Below are 19,164 nucleotides of genomic sequence, written 5' to 3'. Positions count from 1 at the left end.
ATAATCATTATAGATATCAATGGAATTTAAAAAAGATGACTCCTGTTGGATACAGAAATCATCTTCTTGATGTTGCCTAACTTTTTTCAAAATGTCCTTTACAAAGGGTACAGATTAATAACTACTATAGTTTTTTTGAATAGATTCGTACAAAACAAATCCGCTCAAAACAAAAAAGATAATAACAGATTCGTTACCACTACTAAAAATAAGACGAGCAGGCGTTTCTTTTAATAGGTACACAACAAATGGTTTATTATCTCCATAACTGTAATTTTGAAATGCTAAAAAAATCATTAAATGATGACCGATCATTACTATTAATGAAGAAATCCCTCTTATAGAATCCAATTCCTCGTATCTCTTCATCTTTTTACATCAACTCCTAATGAAATGATAATAATCATTTCAAAGCGACATCTTTATTCATATTCCTCTCCTTTCTTTTCATTCCAATTTTTCATATTAAAATGATTTTATAGTATAAATTTGAGTGTATTGTAACATTTTTTGTAATATTATGAATAGCGAATCCTAAAAATTGGTATATACCAATTTCAACCTCGAAAAATGAGTAATATTGATAGAAAAACACTATAAAAATATCTTGCATATTTACAAAATTAAAGAGCTGAATAGCGTTTTTTCAATATAAAATAAAAAAGATAGCCTACATAGGCTATCTTTTTTATTTTATTTAATTACTGGCACCACTATATGCTACATGTCGTTTCTCAATTCTCTCTTCAATTTCTTTCATATTTTCTTTATTATTTAATAGTGATTGTTTATTTTCAATTAATAATTGTTTAAAAGATTTTCTCACTTTTTTTCTCATTTTCATTGTCCTCCTTGGGGGATGGTTTATATAAAAGATAAAGAATTATCTGTGTGTTCTTATAATAATTGATTGTTGTGAATTCTATTTGAACTTCATATGAAAATTCTATTTATTTTCTGACAACTTTGTGAACACGCAAAAAGAGACTATCTAAAACTATATTGAAATTAATTTACTTCATTATATTTTGTCGAAACATTTATATATTTAAAATTGAGTTCGACATAATTTTATTTACTATAATACTGTTTACAAAAACAAAAAGAAGGTGTTACCAAGTCAAAGTTCGACTTATGCAACATCCCTCTTTCCAAGCTATTTATAGCATATTTATTAATATTTCAGGTCTTCCCCAATTCATTTCTTCACAAACAAATCTAATTTTTTCTGCATCCATTGTGTGTAATCCTTCTTCTAGTGAACATGAAATTGGAACTTCACAGTGAATTTGGGCTAATTGTAACGAAATATTTAAGTTCTCTAAATCACTTTCAATCTTCGTACGCTGCGCTTTTGTTAATGATTCTACATTTTCTAGTACAGCGGATACTGTTCCGTGCTCTTGAATAAGCTTATACGCTGTTTTTTCACCGATACCTTTTACACCTGGATAATTATCACTTGTATCTCCCATGAAAGCTTTTGCATGGACGATTTGCCACGGCTCTACACCTTTTTCTTCCATGATTTTCTCCGGTGTGTAATATTCGTAATTTCCAATTCCTTTACGCAGAAGCATAACTGTAACGTTCTTATCAACAAGTTGAAGTAAATCTGTATCACCTGTTAAAATATAAACTTCAGCTTCATTGCAGTATTGTTTTGCAAGCGTACCGATACAATCATCCGCTTCGTAGCCTTTCATACCGATAACTGGAATGGATAATTTCGCAGTCATTTCTTGCACTAAATCGAATTGAGGAATTAATTCTTCTGGTGGCGCTGCACGATTTGCTTTATAATTCGAGAACGATTCTGTTCTAAATGTCGTACTTCCCATATCCCAGCATGTAACGATATGTGTTGGTTCGATCGCTTGCGTAGCTGTTAATAAGTGTTTCATATAACCATGAATCCCGTTGGTAGGGGTTCCATCTTGTCGTTTCATAAATTGTCCGTAGACACTTGTTGCGTAAAAAGCACGAAATAATAGTGCCATACCATCAACTAATAATACTTTTTTCATAATTCCTCTCCTATTAAAAAAATAATAACCTTACGTTATCACGTAAGGTTATATAAATAGATTACCATTCTACGTTTTTGCTCAACTTTGTCTATTATACATTGTTTTTGTATATTTAGCATCATTAACACATTAAGACGTTCTACTACAACAAGTATGCAATATGCCTGAATACGTATTTTTCCCAGTAGAAACAACGACAGCTTTTGCATTTCCACTAACGATATACGAACCTTTAAAACATACATTTTCAAGCTCAAGTGGATTATAATCTTTCATCCGTTTTAATGGAATAAATCGTTTACGTTCAAGGTGATAGCAGCTCTCAAACTTCTCTATATTCGCTTCGTTTCCCGTTAACACAGACTCATTCACTAATAAGTCATCTGCATAAATAATACGTACATCAGCTGGCACAGCATCTCCAGCCGAAAGAAAAATCATATCTCCAGGTACAAGTTCTCGCACTGGTATCTCCATCATTTTCAGTTCACTATTTAGCCCTGTACTACTAGAACATTCTACTCTAGATACAGTAATCGTTTCACGTTGTAATTCATCACACACACGTTGTTTTGAAAAACCTGGAATCATGCCACCAAGCTTCATCATGACTTCTGTAAGAAGTGCTCTTTTGGAAGTTAGTTCATTTCGGCCATATACTTGAATACGTTTTTGTGCCTCTTTCATTGATAGTCCGTCTCTTGTTGTTTTAAAATATGCAAATACAGATTTGACATCTCTTGTTGCAATTTCAATTAATAAATCTTTATTTTTTTGGAGCATTGTTTGTTCTTTTATTGATTTTTTACTTAGTTTATATGACGTGTTACCCACAGTTTTGTTTGCATATAACATATTATCGTCTCCTCCTTTACAACATAGGAAGAAACGCTTTGTTTCTCAATTTATCCACTTTACTGTGAAAGTGTCTCGCGCTTTATAAACGCTACATCGTGATAAATATAGAGGGAGGAACAAATCGTTTCCTGCCTACATCATATATTTTTGATTTGAAGTATATGGGTAACGGAACCGAGTCAGAATTTGACATGCTCCTCACCTCCTCGTTTAATTTTATAGTTTATACTATGAAATTACTCATAGCTTGGTAACAAAAAAGACCCCTACCCTTAAGAGAGTAGCGGCCATTACATACACAAATAAACGATTTCTAATATAATTAGAAATCTACGGACCTCTCCCTCACCGAGTTTTAGCACTGTATAGCATAGGTACATTACCAGCTACGTTAAGAAAAACCTTAATTCGATCATTCCTGTTGACCCATTGGCGTCTCTCGACATTTTTGGGCAGTAGCATTTCTCTATACAGGAGCCTCACCTAACAGAGACTTATTTTCATTACATTGAAAATGTTACTCTTATTTAAAATAGATGTCAACCGTAGCCTACAATTTTTTCAAAAGGTATGGCAAACTAACATATATAAAGTGAAACTTTAATCAGTGGGGGGGTGTTTATCCCCACTGTTTATTAGCCCTCACCAATCGGGCTGTCCTGTAAATAGCGGGATAAAATAAAAAACTTTACGTTTAAACGTAAAGTTTTTAATAAGTTATACAACCAGCAATTACAATCCCAATTGAAAGCGATAAAAACATAAGAAAAAGACCGACTGCTTGATTATCTTCTTCGAGACTTTTGTTTATATTAAAGCGTGGTGTAAGCCACTCAGCTAAATAAAAGACAATAATTTGAGCCAAAATCCCAACTGCCCCCCACGAAATCATATCAAGAAGTGAAATTGAATTAGCTGCTGTCGAATATAAAACAATAGCTAACCCAAGTAATCGTCCTCCAAGCACATAGCTTACCGCCTTATTCCCTTGAGCCATTAACTTAAATTCCTTAACTTTCGTTGTCACTTCCATCAAGAACAGACCAATACATAAAAGTCCGAGTGTTACTGCTAAATATAATAAAAAATTAATCATTTTTCCTCCTCCTTTTTATACCTACCGGTAAATAGTACGATTCATTTCCTGTAATCTTTTCTCCCGCGCGAATACCGATACTACTCGCTTTTCCAGCAATTAAAAAAGAACCAAACACATACGACAGTTTCTCCATCCCTTTTTCTGTTTCCAAGAATACGACTGGAAGTTCTGTATACTTTTGAAATATTGGCAGTGACGTTTTATATGTTTGATGTGCATTTTGAAGCATAATATTTTCATCCTTATCGCGAATCGTAATTGTATCTCCTTCTCTACCAAATGAAGGTTTTTGAACGAAAGAACCTTTTCCTAAAAATAAATCTGGTTCTAAATATGTATGTAACATATATTCTTTAATCCACTGTTGTTCCTCGTTTGTATAAAAGGCCTCTTCTTCTGCTAACCCCCAAATAAGACACTGAATTGATTTTGGCTGAAGTAAAAATGCTGACAAAGGATTTATTATAAAAAGCTTTCCGGCTTTTACAAGTTGCAGCAGTTCCACACCTACCAAATCTCCTGTTTCAGAATCTTGATCCTCAATTAAATCTTCTATCGGATATGTTTGGCGATATAAAACGTCAATCTTCGCCCCATCTTTATCGATTAGAGCATCTTTTGTAATTCTAAGTTCTGACATTGGCACTACTTTATTTTCAACATGGCATAACTGACTCAAATACATAGTCGTATTCCAATCCTCAATATGTTCATGATGTGCTGTAAAAACAACATTTGGATTGTCTAATCCCTTTGTCGCTTCCATTACAGCTTTCGTAACACCAGAAGATAGTAATCGTTCTTGATCCGAGTTTGGATCATCATAACCTAGATTTTCACATACTTTCCCATTCATTTGAAAACATTCCACAATAAAAGTTGGTGTATCACTATTAAACTCAAGCATTTTGATTTGGTTATCCTCTGTTACAGCAAAATCAAATCGCGAAATTACAGATTCAGGATAAAGCCCTTTCATTCTAATGAAAGATAAGCTCACAGGAGGAAAACCAAGCTCAAGAAGCTGTTCGTCACTTAAATTACGCAAAAGTCTAGCAGTCTTAAAAAATATTTTTCCCATTCGTTCAGTCGCCAATTGTAATTGTTCCAAAGTCTGATTTGTTATAGAAAAAACATGAAACAAACTATACTCACATTCATATAAATCCGACCAAAAATTTGGATATTTCAAATAAAACTCTTTTCGATCCCTTATGTATTGCGACATATTTTAGCCCCCAAATCCTCCCTTTGAACCGCTCCCAATTCCACCTTTAAATTCAGCAGACGATTGATACGATTTAAACGCCGATGAATTTTTAAAAGAGGATTTATTTTGATAGTATCGCCCACCATAGAAATAATGCCCACGATAACCTGAACTACTATCATCACACTGCCATACCCCAAGTTCATCATCCCAATCCCAATCAGAACAACTATTATCATTCGGTTTTGGGGGAAGATCTTGTGCGCAACCAAATAAAGTGCCAGTCATTAAAGACGTTACGACACCACCTACTAGCCATTTCGTTTTTGTCACTTTCGCACTCCCCTTTTTAATTTCTATTCCTATTATATAGGATAGCATGATAAAGTAGAAGAAAAAGGAAGAAGAGGGATAAAATGCGCTTAGAATATCGACTTAATGATGAAACGAAAGGGTATCCTGCTTTATGGAACTACGCCAATATTTCTAATTCTGAAATTATCGCACGCATGACTTGTGAATATTTTATTAAAGAGAAAAATACTTATGTTGTTACTGCAACTTCGGTTGATCCAGACGGAACAGCAGTTATTTATATTCAAAAAGAAGTTTTCGCCAATGACCCTTCAGACCCTACATACTCCCACATCGGATTTGAAATTAGAGAACTAAGTGAAACGAGTTCAAACATAGTAGATAGTCAAGATGTATGGAACTATGAAGAAATTTTACCATCTCTTCATTCAGATATTATATATATTCAACGAGACGGCATGTCTATGGAATTCTCCTTGGATTCTAGAGAGATTGATGAAGACAGAAAGTGCTACATTTATTACGGAAACTTCACAGGTGAATCAAGATAATATTGATATATCTATACAACAAAAAAACCTTACGTATAAAACGTAAGGTTTTTATATAGCCCCACATATGCCGTTCTCTCTAGATGTCCATAAACCTGCTCTCACAGGTGGATGCTCTCACAAATGTTTGTAACTTCCTTCTTAAAAAGATGGCATGTTAGCTACATTTAAATATTGAACTTCCATATTAAACTTATTGGTTTAAGACATGCATAAGCTACGTACACCGTAGGAATTAGATATAAGGTTAGTTGAAATAAGACCCCCGCACGTGCCGCTCCTCGTAAATGTCCAAAAACCCGCTACTCGCAGGTGGATGCCCTCACAGTTACCGTACATCTTCCTCCACAAGGAAGGCTTGATGATGGTCGCTAAATATTGAGCTTCCGTATAACTAACATCGGTTTTAGACATAAATAAGTTACGCACACCGCAGGATGTATTATTTACTTGTCGTTATATTATCACATTGTTTCTAATGTGTAAAATACAAAGTTTTTCGAGCAATCTCTTGCTTGTGACCTTATTTTAATACAAATTATTTTTGCATGCAAGTGATTAATCTTCTTCTTTTGCAATTTGATTTTCTGGATAAGAAATCCAATCACTCCAGCTACCTACATACAATTTAACATTTTGGAATCCAGCCAATTTTAACGCAATGATATTTGGACATGCCGTAACACCAGAACCACAATATACAATGGTTTCCTTATCTTTCGACAGATTTTGGAATCGTTCTTGTTGCTCAGCTTCATTCTTAAATTGTCCTGATTGTAACATTCCATCCTTCCAAAAATAGTTTGCTGCTGTCGGAATATGACCTGCTTTATGATCGACAAGTTCCTCTACACCAGCATAACGTTTTGGCTCTCTTGAATCAATTAATGTAACATCTGCACCTGCCTGGATATTCTCTCTTACTGTTTCCATCGATACAAGCATATGATCTTGTATGTTTGTTTTGAATGTTCTTCGTATAACAACAGGAATTTCCGTTGTTGTCGGTAGTCCATTCTCTTTCCAAGCCGGGAAACCACCATCTAATATATATACTTTCTCATGTCCTACATAATTACATAACCACCATAAACGAGCAGCATTTGCACCGGCTTGACTATCATACGCAATTACTGTCGTATGTTCATCAATACCAGCCTCCGAAAGCTTGTCTGCAAACTCCTCAATATTTGGTAAAGGATGGCGGCCACCATGTTCTGCTATAGGACTTGATAAATCTAAATTCAAATCAAAATATAACGCATGAGGAATATGTCCTTCTTCATACTCTTCTCTACCCCAATTAGGATTCGCTAAATCAAAACGACAATCGATTATACGGACATTCTCATCTTCTATATGCTCACGTAACCATTCGACTGTAACTATCATCTTTAACGACCTTCTTTCTCTTTCAAACGACTTACATACTCCATAACCATTTCTTCTGTAACATATTTACGCTCTAGTGTAACACCATTTTTTGCAAGATCATTAATTTGCTTCGTTACAACATTAATGACATCAACCGAAAATTCTTTCCCATTTGACGCAAGAGATACAGCAGCTTCAATAGCTGCTTCACGCTGTGCATCTAATTGTAAACATGCTTTTACACTTTCATTTTGTTTACGAGAATGTGCTGTAATTGCTTTATGTACTTCCATCTTCTCTTCCCCCTAAATAGTTATACGTTTTTATTCAATTCCATTGCAAGCCGGATCATATCACGACATACAATCCCATTTTCAATAATCTCTTCTTCATAATGCTTCGAAAAGTAATCAAAATCAAGAGAAAAAATACGAAATCCACATTTTTGATATAAAGCAAGTTGTGAAACACTAGAATTGCCTGTACCAACTTCAAGTTTTGACATACCATATCCTTTAGCAGTTTCTACAGCATGCCTTAATAGCTTCTTCCCAATCCCTTTTCCTTGTAAATGCTCTGCAACCGCAATATTCATGATTTCCATCGTCTTTGGCCTTGTTTCCAAAAGAACATATACACCGATAACGCTCCCCCCCTGCTTAGCTACGTATGTTAATCCTCTTTGTACATATGTAGCTATTTGCCGTTCACTTGGATCAGCAAGTAGCAATAAAGACTTCGGTATAGCCTCTTTTGGAATACGTTCTATTACAACAGACATAAAAAATTCCCCCTTCTCTATTGTTCTAAACCCTCCTTGTCTACCATAAGTAATAGAAAGGAGGGATTCACCATGGACAACAATGAGAAAAAATGCAACGTCATCTCTATTGATGGAAAGAAGAAGAAAAGCGACACGTATTCCTATCCAAAATTAGTAGTTGAAAACAAAACATATGAATTTTCTTCATTCGTCTTATGCGGTGAAACACCAGATGGCAGACGACTCGTTCTTACTCATATGATTTCTACCGATGAATTTGCTGGATTTGTAAAATCTTTAGATACTGTACTGCAAAAGAAAATTGAACGAATCTTTTTCTCATAACGACTATATAACATAAATTTCTTTTTCAATCTCTACTAACTGCTTTTGCAATTGTTCTTTACTTTGTTCATATAGAGATACATCGATCGTTTCAGCCAATGCAAACAATATACTTTCATAATAGTTCATCACATCTTGCTGCATCACTTTTTGGAATAAGTTCCACTTCATATCCCACTCTTGCTTATAATGATGAACAAATAAATCTTTTTCATCAGCTACATAGTTTGATACGAGCGGTTCTAATACAGATTTAGCGTCTTCTTGCATAAAAGCTTTGTCATTCTTTTCAAAAAAGCTTTTCTCATTTTTAAAATGTGCCAGTGCTTTTTTGAAATCTTTTATTTCAACTGAAGGGAACGGTTCTTTATGTGTAATATCTTTATATTCATACTCCACTGTTCCATTCATAGAAATTGATTCATTTTCCACTTTACAGTTCACTACAATTTCGTCCTTTGCACGCTTCATCGCTTCGTCTATCCATTTTTCAAGGCGTAATGATGTCGCACGCATTTCTTGCAATAAATCATGCTGAATAAATGCTACTAATTCCATAACACACTGTTGCAATTGTGTTTTCACATTTCCATCCGTTCGAAGTGAAGCCGGATTAATAAATTCAGTAAACACATCGTTATAGCGTAGGAATAGGCGCTGTTGCACGTAATAAAGCAACTCTTTCACTTCATTTTGCATCGCCTGTTCTTCAGCAAGTACACTATATGATGAAATGATATGAAGTAGTTGATCACGCTCTGCTTCATATTTTTTCGTTTGCTTCTCTTTCTCTTCATTCCCCTGCTTTGCACCCTTTATCATGTTTACTAAAAGCTGATCTGCCCCTTGCAAAGCACCGTATAGAGCATGCACAGAAACAAGCATTAAATCTCTCATCATAAAGGACGTAAATGATTCCTCAAACTTAGTAATCCCAGAGTTTTGTAAAATACCATACTTCTCTTTTTCAACATTCTTTCCTTGTTTCTCTTCAAGCGCACATAAACTTGAAATTGCAAATAAACGCGGATTTCTAATACCGTATTGCAGTAGCTGATCTGCGATATAACCTTTTACCATTTCAAGTTCTTCTTCAGACTCTGCTAAATCCGCCGCATTAATTAAGAAGAACATTTTATCAAGGGCAAAAGTATCCTTTACACGACCAAGTTGAATTAAAAATTCACGGTCAGCACGAGAGAATACATGGTTATAATATGTAACAAATAAAATAGCATCTGCGTTTTTAATATACTGGAATGCAACATCCGTATGGCGAGCATTAATAGAATCCGCTCCAGGTGTGTCTACAAGCGCTACTCCCTGCCTTGTTAAAGCACAATCATAATAAAGTTCCATATACTCAACGAAGCATGATTTCTCTTCATTCGCTACATAATCAGAGAACTCTTCTAATGTAACTTGTACTTGTTCTCCTAAATAAGTAGAAACTGCATCATACCCTTTTTGTACCGCTCGTAAAAAGCTAAATGTTGTTTTTTGCTTCCCAGTTGGTGAAGGATATTTCATAACTTTATCAATTTGTGCTAACGCTTCATCTAACGTAGCAATCTCATAATGAAACAGCTTATAAACAGCTTTCATATCTTCTAATAACGCTTGCTTTGATTTAAACTGAACAATTACTGTTCCATGTGGTTTTTCCTCTGTAACCGGCAAAATTTGATTAATCGTTGCCGTCGTCGGGTTTGGTGATACAGGAAGTACTTTGTCACCGAGTAAGGCATTGGCAAATGATGATTTCCCAGCACTAAATGCCCCGAATAACGCTACTGTAAATTGTTTTGTTTCCACACGTCTTCTTTTCTCTATTACCTCTTGCTGTACATGTTTCAACGCTGGTAATGGCTCTAATATCGTTTCGGCTTTTTTCACTTTCTCTAATATACGTTGAATATTTAAAGCTGCCGTTCCTTTTAGCTCTTCCTCATGAACCGCTACGTTATCGTTTACGATTTCCTGTTCTTGTAGTGTAAATTTCTCACTAACAATTTGTGTCTCCCTTTGCAATATCTCATCTATTTGCAACCCTTCAGGCGTAGCAACATGATCGTGCCAAACATTTCGTAAATAGTCTTCATATGCCTCCAAATTGTTACTGTATTGTAATTGTGTTTCTTTCGCCGTTTGCAACATCGTATATGTTTCAATCTCTTCTTCAATACGAGCAACTGCTTCCCTCACCTTTTGCTTCAAAACGACCGCACTTTTATCAAAAATTTGCTGTGCTTTTATAAAATAACGTTTCTTCAGTTCATTCGCTACATCCGCTGTATAAAGAAGTAAGTAATCACCTGTGAAACCTGCACCTTGTTTAATTACTTCGGCCAACATTTCTGGTCCGAAAGCAATTTCTAACCCATATATGTCTTTCCCAATTTCCTCCGTGAACAATCCTTCTTCTTTTAAGAAGGCTACAATAAATTCCTTCACATGAAAATCAAGTTGCGTTTCAACAGTTTTTTGAAGGGCAGAATAAAACGCCTCTACACGTCTTTGTTTTTCTTGCTCCGTCTTTCCTTTCGAAAATAGCAAACCGACCTTAAATTTTGTTAATTTCGTTTCTAAATATGCATTTGCCAATTCTCTCATTTCAAATGGCATTAAATAAGCGTTATCTAATATAGCTTGTAAACCTTTTATAAATTCGTTTCTCACATGAGATTCTTTACTTGCCTCACGATTTTTCGCTTCCGTTAGCTCTTCCTTCTTTTCAACTACCTCTGAAATAGAAAGTGGTGATGCTAACTCTTCCTCATATTTCAAAAGAGCTTTTTCATTTTCAGAAACAATAAACGAGAAATGTTCCCCCATTAAATATTCTGTTTCTCGCTCCATTCCAGTCCTTACACACTGCTCTTTTTCCTTCATAATAGAAGTAATTAACGCTTCTAAGCTTCTAATTTCATTATGTGGATGGTTCATCATTCGTAATGACGTATAATAAACACCATCTACTTCAATATCCCAGTTAGAGAATGATTGTTTTACACTATCTTTATAATTCTCAAACGATAATTCATTTTCTTTATGTTTATCTATTTGATTTACAACGAGATAAACCGTTTTATTACGTTGTTTCAATTCTTTAACAAATTGTAAATTCACTTCCGATTGGACGTGATTATAATCCATCATATAAAAAATGACATCTGCCAGATGAAGTGTCGATTCTGTCGCTAATTGATGGGCATCATCTGTTGAATCGATCCCTGGTGTATCAACTAACATAACCCCTTCAGGAATTGGCGCGTCGTTTCGATAAATATGAACACCAATTACTTCATCGCCGTCTTTACAAATTTGTTTTAATTCTTCTGCTGAATATGCACCGTCATATTCGTACTGCTCTCCAGATTTAACCGTTACAACAACACGATCCATTCCTTTTTCAATTTTGACAACGTTAGCGCTTGTCGGAATTGGACTTGTCGGTAACAACTGCGCTTTATATAGATGATTCATCATCGTTGATTTCCCTGCAGAGAAGTGACCGCAGAACGCTATCATAAGCTGTTCTTGTTTATATTTTTGAATTACCTCAAACAACTTTAAACTATTCTCTGCATCGCCGTGTTTTTGCCAATCTTCATAAAAACAAACAAGTTTTTTCATACCGTTTGTCTGTACTATGTTTATCATCCCCTTGTTCCCCTTTATCCAAGATGTATATACTTTTCCCCGCTATTTGCGAGCCCATAACCAGTGAGAGTTACACCTACCCAATGATTACAGTTTCACTTTACTATCATACTAAATTTTCAGCATATTCTCATTAAAAATAAAAAATCCCTTTCATTCTTTTTACAAATGAAAGGGATTTTATGTCATATCACTCATTTTGCTGTTCCTACTCCATTTAAAACATACTTCGCAATAACTGCATATACAGCGACTGTACCTGCTACTAATGCATATACCATACTTACGCACCAACCTTTTTTTGATAATGATTATCACTTTTGAATACAGTGTATCATTAAAGAGAATCATTATCAACACTTTTCATAAAGAAAGCTCCTTATAAGAAGGAGCTTTACCGCCTGTTTTGAAGAAGGTTAAAACTTGTTGTGCAATCTTATTATATCTCATCCTACATAACTTAACAGTTTAAAAAAATGGAAATATCCCCTATCCCCTCCATCTTACATTTTGTATAATAAAAGGGAATTACTTAACAAGGAGGAAAAAAATGACACAAAATCTCACACAAGGCGAGAGGATACACTCCATTGATATTATTAGAGGAATAGCTGTACTAGGTATTTTTCTTGTGAATTGGCCTGTTATCGCCGGGGTTGACTCACGTGATCTTTCAGGAATTTACGAAGGGATAGACAGCTACATTCGCCTATTTTACGATATGTTTATTCAAACGAAATTTTATACAATTTTTTCGTTTTTATTCGGATTAGGTTTTTATATTTTTATGAGTCGTGCTGAAGCGAAAACAGATCATCCGAAAATTTTATTTGTTCGCCGCTTACTTATTTTATTATTATTCGGTTTCTTACATTACGTTCTTTTATGGGACGGAGACATTTTACATACTTATGCGATTGCTGGATTTTTCTTATTTTTATTTTATAAGAGAGAACCTCGTACTATTTTAATATGGGCTATCGTTTTATTGAGTATTTTTCAGTTTTTCATGCTAATCGTAGGTATTATGATTGCATTCGTTCCAAAGGCAGAATTAGGATTCTCCTTACCTATCATGCCACTTGAAGACTGGGTGTCACAAATCCAAAATCGTTTCCATGCATTTTATGCTGATGGAATTGGACTCAACGTATTCATGCTCCCAGAAACAGTTGGGCTGTTTTTACTTGGTTTATACGCCGGCAAAAAGGATATTTTCCGCCGCGCGAAAGAGTTAGATCCAAAGCTTAAAAAATGGCAAATTATTATGTTCATTTTAACATTACCAATGTGGTTCTTCATGGTCCGTTACTTCTTATCAAAACCATTTTATGAACCAATTTATATGCAGGTCTTTACAATGTTTAGCGGAAAGACATTGTTCATCTTCTACATTGTCACGTTAATGCGTTTATTACAAAAAGAAAAATGGCAAACAGTATTACGTCCATTCCAATACGTTGGACGAATGGCATTAACAAATTACATCTCGCATACAATTGTTATATTGCTTGTATTCGGGCTATTATTTAAAAATGATTATCCTTCTCCATTATGGGTTGGACCAATATTCTGCATTAGTTTCTACACGTTACAAATCTTTATTAGCCGCTGGTGGCTTTCACATTACCAATACGGGCCACTTGAGTACATTTGGCGTCTTGGTACTTACGGGAAAATGATGCCACTTAAAAAGAAAAGCAAGGTCTCATAACGAGACCTTGCTTTTTTACGCTTCTCTTACTGCATTTTGCATAGATACTGGCTCTTCTTCTACTTTCACTTTGCGCTGCGGCACCATATTAAATACGATATTTAAAAGTACTGCTGACGCACTTCCAAGTACAATTCCGTTATCTGTTAAAATACGAATGCTTTCTGGAAGTTGTGAAAATAATGTAGGAACGACTGTTACGCCAAGCCCAATTCCAACAGAACATGCAACGATTAATAAGTTTTCTTGTTTACCAAAATCAACGCTACTTAACATTTTAATACCATATGCCATAACCATACCGAACATCGCTAACATCGCACCACCCAGTACTGATTTCGGAATAATTGTTGTAATAGCTGCGATTTTAGGAATGAAACCAAGAACGATTAACATACCACCACACGTGTAAATAATAACGCGATTTCTTACTCCAGTTAATTGAACAAGTCCTACGTTTTGAGAGTATGTTGTATATGGGAATGCGTTGAAAATGCCACCTAACACCATCGCTAATCCTTCTGCACGATAGCCTTTTGTTAATTCTTTTTCACCGATTTTTTTATTGCAAATATCAGATAATGCAAAGTATACACCCGTTGCTTCTACAATCCCTACACAAGCAACAAGAATCATCGTAATAATTGGTGTTAATTCAAAGGTTGGTGTACCAAAGTAAAATGGTTGAATACCGTGGAACCAATCAGCCTCTCCAACCGCTTGCAAACTTACTTTCCCCATAAACGCTGCAACGATAGTACCGAACAACAAACCTAATAGAATAGAAATGGAACGGATAAATCCATCAAAGAAACGATACATAACGATGATAAATAATAACACTCCAAATGCTAACGCTAAGTTTTCAAGACTTCCGAAATCTTTGCTTCCTACTCCACCAGCCATATCATTAATAGCAGCTGGAACAAGTGTAACTCCAATTACTGTAACTACAGATCCTGTTACAACAGGTGGAAACAGTTTTACAAGTTTTCCAAATAATTTCGCAAAAATAACAACAAATAACCCAGCAGCAATAATTGCTCCATAAATTGAAGACACACCGTATTGTTTTCCAATCGCAATCATCGGTCCAACCGCTGTAAATGTACAACCAAGTACAACGGGAAGTCCTATACCAAAAAAGCGATTTGATAATGCTTGTAAAATTGTCGCAACGCCGCACATTAATAAATCAATTGAGACTAAATATGTTAACTCTTTTTGATTTAAACCAAGTCCGCCGCCCACAATAAGCGGAACGATAATTGCTCCAGCATACATTGCAAGCATATGCTGCATACCAAGCGATGCAATTTTAAATGGATGCTGCTTCATCGTTTATTTCACCTCCGCAGTTTCTTGCTGTACAAATGTAACTGTGCCGTTATCAAATGATGCAATTTCTGCTAGTGATTCAACACGAACTCCTTGTTCACGAAGCTTCTTTCCTCCATCTTGAAATGCTTTTTCAATAACAATCCCAATTCCTGCAATACTGGCTCCTGCTTGCTCTACTAAACTCATTAACCCTAAAGCAGCCTGACCGTTTGCTAAAAAGTCATCGATAATTAAAACGCGATCACTTTCATCAATATGATTTCGAGATAATGAAATTTCATTCGTTTCTTGTTTCGTAAATGAATATACGTTTGCAACGTACATATTATCTTGTAACGTTAACGATTTACGTTTTCTTGCAAAAATTACTTTTACACCAAGCTCTAATGCAGCCATAACAGCTGGTGCAATGCCTGAAGATTCAATCGTCACGATCTTTGTAATGTTCTCTTCTTTAAAACGTTTAGCAAATTCTTTTCCGATTTCTTGCATAAGTACTGGGTCAATTTGATGGTTTAAAAAAGCATCTACCTTTAATACGTCACCAGATAAAACCTTTCCTTCGTTCAAAATCTTTTCTTGTAATACTTTCATGTTTGTTCCCCCTCTTATGCAATAAAAAAACTCCAAAAGCCGCCACCACTCGTTACAAGTGAGAGACGCGCTTTTGGAGTTTCGCAAAAAAGAATGCTAAACAAGCAAATATATTCGTCCTCACTCATAGTCAAAGTATTTACGGTACTTCGGTAGAAACTTGCAGGCCATATCCCCGCGATTATATGAGTGTAGCTAACTATTTATTTTATAGATGGATTATAACGCACTTTTTATACTTTGAAAAGTATTTATTAACAAAACACGTACAAATTTTATCAAAATATCATTTTCGTTCGAGTTTTGTAAACTCTTACATATTATTTCAAAGCGCCGTTAAAACGATTGGCCCATCTTTTGTAATCGCAATTGTATGCTCATATTGCGCTGATAATTTCCCGTCCATCGTTCTTGCAGCCCATCCATTTAAATCTACTTTCGAATATCGCATACCTACATTTACAATTGGCTCAATTGTAATTACCATTCCTTCTTGCAGCTCAGGCCCTTGTCCTTGTTTCCCAAAATGAAAAATTGCTGGTTCTTCATGAATCTCTTTACCGATTCCATGTCCCGTAAAGTCTCTTGCGACAGAAAAACCTTCATTTGTTACATAATTTTCAATCGCATAGCCAATGTCTCCTACATGATTACCAATTACCGCCTGATCAATCCCTTTATACAAAGCATTCTCAGCTACTAACAACAACTTTTCTGCTTCATCAGAAACATTTCCAACTCTATACGTCCAAGCAGAATCTGAAAGACCACCATTTAAGTTTACTACCGTGTCAATTGTTACAATATCGCCCTCAGTTAAAGGTACATCCACCGGAAACCCATGGCACATTTCATCGTTTATAGATGCACATATCGCATATGGATACCCGTTGTACCCTTTCTGCTCAGACGTTGCACCATGCCGTTCTAAATATGCTTCCACAAACGTATTAATTTCTTTTGTTGTAATACCTGGTTTCATTATTTTCGCAATTTCTCTATGACATGAAGCAAGTAACTTTCCAGATTCATGCATTACATCTATTTCATTTTTCGTTTTAATTATACTCATGCTGTCTCTCCTTACTAAACTTGCTATTTACTATTAAACTTCAATCATACACATCCTCTTCCAAAATTTCAAAACTTCCAATTACAAAAAGTATGATTTATTTCTACATCAAAAAAACGGAAGGATATTCTTCTGTTTTTAATCATTTTTACATATATAATTCATTTTCAAAAACTCAAAACAACTACCATTCGTCTTCTGTATAAACGTTCCAACCGCTTCAAATCCTGCCCTTTTATATACTTTAATAGCTCTTTTATTAAATGTCGCTACTGATAACGTTATATAATTGCATCCGTATTTTTCTTTAATAAAAGCTAGTCCAGCATTTACGAACTGTAAACCAAATCCATTTCCAGTTATATCAGGTTTCATTCCAAGACCTATATCAACCGTTCCATCACTTATTTTACAAACAGTAAAAAATCCAATGAGAATGCCATCTTCATTTACAGAAAATGTATAATCCCCTCTACTCTCATCATGTAAAAACTCAGCTAAATCTTCTTCATCTGCCTCTATATCGTAAAAGGAATATTCCCCTTCATAATGCCAGTTATATGCAATTTCTTCTGCTTCTTCTTGCATCATTACTGTATATGTATAAACCATTCTTCTATCCCCCTAAAAAAAGAGCTGCAATTAAGCAGCTCTTTTTTTATAACTCATAAATTTCTTTATACTTCGCTTCTAAATAATCTGCTAAGTAATTTGCATTTAACCCTTCGCCTGTTACATCTTCTAAAATTTCAAGTGGCTTTTTCGTTTTACCATATTGGTGAATATGTTCAGTTAGCCATTCACGAATTGGCGTTACGTTTCCTTCTTCTAATAATGCATCAAAGTTCGGAATATCTTTTAACATTCTTTGCTTAAACTGCGCTGCGTACATATAACCAAGCGCATAAGATGGGAAGTATCCAAATGAACCACCAGCCCAGTGAACATCTTGCAATACACCTTGTGCATTGTTTTCCGGACGAATTCCTAAATATGCTTCCATCTTATCATTCCAAGCCGCTGGCAAATCTTTCACTTGTAATGTACCATCAAATAATTCTTTCTCAAGCTCATAACGAACCATAACGTGAAGCGGATATGTGAGCTCATCTGCTTCTATACGAATGAACGATGGCTTCGATTCGTTAATCGCATCATAAAACTCATCTACTGATATATCATTGAATTGACCATTGCTATACTCTTTTAATAAATCATAATTTTTCTTCCAGAATGATTTATTACGACCGATAAAGTTCTCAAAGAATAACGATTGTGACTCATGAATACCCATAGATGTTCCACTACATAGCGGTGTACCTTCAAATTTTTCTGCAATATTTTGTTCATATACAGCATGACCACATTCATGAATTGTTCCAAACACAGCCATACGGAAATCCTTTTCGTCATAGCGTGTCGTAATACGAACATCCCCTCTATTTAATGTAATCTCGAAAGGATGCACCGTTTCATCAAGACGACCTGCTTCAAAGTCATAATTCAACTGCTTTAATAGCTCTAATGTAAAGTTCTTTTGTTTTTCTTTTGAAAAATGTTCTGATAAAGCACTTGTCTTTAATTTCTTTTGTGACTCCGATATTTCTTTTACAAGCGGAACGATACGCTCACGAAGTTGACCAAATACGTGATCTAACACTTCTACTGTAATACCCGGCTCATACATATCTAATAATGTATTATATTTGTATGTTTCGTAACCCCAATATGTAATAAATTTCTTTTTAAATTCAACTATTTGTTCTAAATACGGACGGAACATTTCGAAATCAGATTTTTCGCGGGCTTCTTCCCACACACTTTCCGCTTTCGCTTCTAATTTCACATACGCTTCATATTCAGCTTGTGGAATTTTTTTATTTCTATCATATTCTTTACGACACTCTTCAACCATTTTCTTCGTCGTTTCAGAAAGTTTGTCTTCACTTATTAAAGCTTCAAGCTCTGTTAAATAATTTCCCATCTCATCTGAAGTCGACATAGCAAACACTTCTGATGAAAGCATACCAATTACTTCTGAACGCTGGTCCACACCTTTTTTAGGCGCACCTGTTCTTAAGTCCCAAAACATTAAGCTTAATGCTTCTCCGTAATTTTGTATCTTCTTCACATATGTTAAAAATTGTTTTTCTACTTCATATGTAGCTACTGTCATCGTATAAAAACCTCCCTTTTCTACCTCAAACTTAATTCGACATGAAAATCTAAATTCCT

19 protein-coding genes, 2 other RNA genes, 1 pseudogene and 2 riboswitches are annotated in these 19,164 nt (G+C 35.0%); of the genes and pseudogenes, 4 read left to right on the top strand and 18 right to left on the bottom strand.

Going from position 1 to position 19,164, the window contains the following annotated elements; translation table 11 throughout:
• Positions 1-80, top strand: an 80-nt coding sequence (locus CGQ22_RS32760; protein ID WP_325835997.1) for an IS3 family transposase, incomplete at its 5' end; no start/stop codon positions are given.
• Between the two features lie 37 nt (positions 81-117).
• Here the strand turns inward: CGQ22_RS32760 and CGQ22_RS18340 are convergent.
• From CGQ22_RS18340 to CGQ22_RS18310, 7 genes and pseudogenes are all read right to left on the bottom strand, one after another.
• Positions 118-369: pseudogene (locus CGQ22_RS18340) on the bottom strand (acyltransferase family protein); the annotation flags it as partial.
• A 328-nt stretch (positions 370-697) separates the two neighbouring features.
• Entirely contained in the window at positions 698-838 is a 141-nt protein-coding gene (locus CGQ22_RS18335; protein WP_001228048.1) for an FbpB family small basic protein, read from the bottom strand.
• Positions 839-1,160: 322 nt separating this feature from the next.
• Positions 1,161-2,027: a 5'-3' exonuclease gene (locus tag CGQ22_RS18330; protein WP_000757070.1), complete on the bottom strand. Its 867-nt coding sequence runs from the start codon at positions 2,025-2,027 to the stop codon at positions 1,161-1,163.
• 132 nt (positions 2,028-2,159) lie between these two features.
• Entirely contained in the window at positions 2,160-2,885 is a 726-nt protein-coding gene (locus CGQ22_RS18325) for a P-type ATPase actuator domain-containing protein (RefSeq protein WP_000964954.1), read from the bottom strand.
• A 335-nt stretch (positions 2,886-3,220) separates the two neighbouring features.
• Positions 3,221-3,386: riboswitch (M-box (ykoK) riboswitch) on the bottom strand.
• Between the two features lie 211 nt (positions 3,387-3,597).
• Complete coding sequence (locus tag CGQ22_RS18320; protein ID WP_000606857.1) at positions 3,598-3,984, bottom strand: DUF350 domain-containing protein; 387 nt, start codon at positions 3,982-3,984, stop codon at positions 3,598-3,600.
• The gene (locus tag CGQ22_RS18315) at positions 3,977-5,215 is read right to left on the bottom strand and encodes a glutathionylspermidine synthase family protein (protein WP_089149062.1); all 1,239 of its coding nucleotides are present in this window, start codon (positions 5,213-5,215) and stop codon (positions 3,977-3,979) included. Before CGQ22_RS18315 ends, CGQ22_RS18320 begins: the two co-directional genes overlap by 8 nt.
• Before the next feature lie 3 nt (positions 5,216-5,218).
• A complete protein-coding gene (locus CGQ22_RS18310) occupies positions 5,219-5,530 on the bottom strand; it encodes a hypothetical protein (protein WP_000169028.1) in 312 nt (103 codons plus the stop codon).
• 83 nt (positions 5,531-5,613) lie between these two features.
• On the opposite strand from CGQ22_RS18310, the gene CGQ22_RS18305 reads away from it, so the two are divergent.
• Complete coding sequence (locus CGQ22_RS18305; protein ID WP_001235519.1) at positions 5,614-6,063, top strand: hypothetical protein; 450 nt, start codon at positions 5,614-5,616, stop codon at positions 6,061-6,063.
• A gap of 54 nt (positions 6,064-6,117) precedes the next feature.
• Here CGQ22_RS18305 and ssrS (CGQ22_RS18300) read toward each other — a convergent pair.
• The 5 genes from ssrS (CGQ22_RS18300) to CGQ22_RS18280 form a co-directional block, all read right to left on the bottom strand.
• A non-coding RNA gene (gene ssrS / locus CGQ22_RS18300) (6S RNA) lies at positions 6,118-6,301 on the bottom strand.
• A 21-nt stretch (positions 6,302-6,322) separates the two neighbouring features.
• Positions 6,323-6,505: non-coding RNA, 6S RNA (ssrS, locus tag CGQ22_RS18295), on the bottom strand.
• Between the two features lie 116 nt (positions 6,506-6,621).
• Entirely contained in the window at positions 6,622-7,455 is an 834-nt protein-coding gene (locus tag CGQ22_RS18290; RefSeq protein WP_000637536.1) for a sulfurtransferase, read from the bottom strand.
• A gap of 2 nt (positions 7,456-7,457) precedes the next feature.
• Positions 7,458-7,730: a YpbS family protein gene (locus CGQ22_RS18285; protein WP_000451815.1), complete on the bottom strand. Its 273-nt coding sequence runs from the start codon at positions 7,728-7,730 to the stop codon at positions 7,458-7,460.
• A 20-nt stretch (positions 7,731-7,750) separates the two neighbouring features.
• Positions 7,751-8,218 (bottom strand): GNAT family N-acetyltransferase, encoded by a 468-nt coding sequence (locus CGQ22_RS18280; protein ID WP_089149061.1) that lies wholly within the window; start codon positions 8,216-8,218, stop codon positions 7,751-7,753.
• A 72-nt stretch (positions 8,219-8,290) separates the two neighbouring features.
• On the opposite strand from CGQ22_RS18280, the gene CGQ22_RS18275 reads away from it, so the two are divergent.
• Positions 8,291-8,545, top strand: a complete 255-nt coding sequence (locus CGQ22_RS18275) for a DUF3931 domain-containing protein (RefSeq protein ID WP_000369740.1) — start codon at positions 8,291-8,293, stop codon at positions 8,543-8,545.
• A 3-nt stretch (positions 8,546-8,548) separates the two neighbouring features.
• Here CGQ22_RS18275 and CGQ22_RS18270 read toward each other — a convergent pair whose 3' ends face one another.
• Positions 8,549-12,208 carry a dynamin family protein gene (locus CGQ22_RS18270; protein WP_089149060.1) on the bottom strand — a complete coding sequence of 1,220 codons (3,660 nt, stop codon included), beginning with the start codon at positions 12,206-12,208 and terminating at the stop codon, positions 8,549-8,551.
• Between the two features lie 550 nt (positions 12,209-12,758).
• On the opposite strand from CGQ22_RS18270, the gene CGQ22_RS18260 reads away from it, so the two are divergent.
• Positions 12,759-13,922 (top strand): DUF418 domain-containing protein, encoded by a 1,164-nt coding sequence (locus tag CGQ22_RS18260; RefSeq protein ID WP_000193187.1) that lies wholly within the window; start codon positions 12,759-12,761, stop codon positions 13,920-13,922.
• 15 nt (positions 13,923-13,937) lie between these two features.
• Here CGQ22_RS18260 and pbuX read toward each other — a convergent pair whose 3' ends face one another.
• The 5 genes from pbuX to ypwA all read right to left on the bottom strand — a co-directional run bounded on the left by pbuX (position 13,938) and on the right by ypwA (position 19,105).
• Positions 13,938-15,260: a xanthine permease PbuX gene (pbuX, locus tag CGQ22_RS18255; RefSeq protein WP_000809234.1), complete on the bottom strand. Its 1,323-nt coding sequence runs from the start codon at positions 15,258-15,260 to the stop codon at positions 13,938-13,940.
• Between the two features lie 3 nt (positions 15,261-15,263).
• Entirely contained in the window at positions 15,264-15,857 is a 594-nt protein-coding gene (locus CGQ22_RS18250) for a xanthine phosphoribosyltransferase (RefSeq protein WP_000866486.1), read from the bottom strand.
• 107 nt (positions 15,858-15,964) lie between these two features.
• A riboswitch (purine riboswitch) is annotated at positions 15,965-16,066 on the bottom strand.
• Positions 16,067-16,182: 116 nt separating this feature from the next.
• On the bottom strand, positions 16,183-16,929 hold the full coding sequence (locus CGQ22_RS18245) for a type I methionyl aminopeptidase (RefSeq protein ID WP_061883939.1): 747 nt from the start codon (positions 16,927-16,929) through the stop codon (positions 16,183-16,185).
• A 138-nt stretch (positions 16,930-17,067) separates the two neighbouring features.
• Complete coding sequence (locus CGQ22_RS18240) at positions 17,068-17,541, bottom strand: GNAT family N-acetyltransferase (RefSeq protein ID WP_061883938.1); 474 nt, start codon at positions 17,539-17,541, stop codon at positions 17,068-17,070.
• A 46-nt stretch (positions 17,542-17,587) separates the two neighbouring features.
• Positions 17,588-19,105 (bottom strand): carboxypeptidase, encoded by a 1,518-nt coding sequence (gene ypwA / locus CGQ22_RS18235; protein WP_089149059.1) that lies wholly within the window; start codon positions 19,103-19,105, stop codon positions 17,588-17,590.
• Between the last annotated feature and the right edge of the window lie 59 nt (positions 19,106-19,164).

Origin of the sequence: Bacillus sp. M13(2017) (genome assembly GCF_002218325.1) — a bacterium.
In the GTDB taxonomy this organism is placed as follows: Bacteria; Bacillota; Bacilli; order Bacillales; family Bacillaceae_G; genus Bacillus_A; species Bacillus_A thuringiensis_K.
Note: the sequence above shows the minus strand (reverse complement) of the source record. Positions and strands in the feature narration are given on the sequence as shown.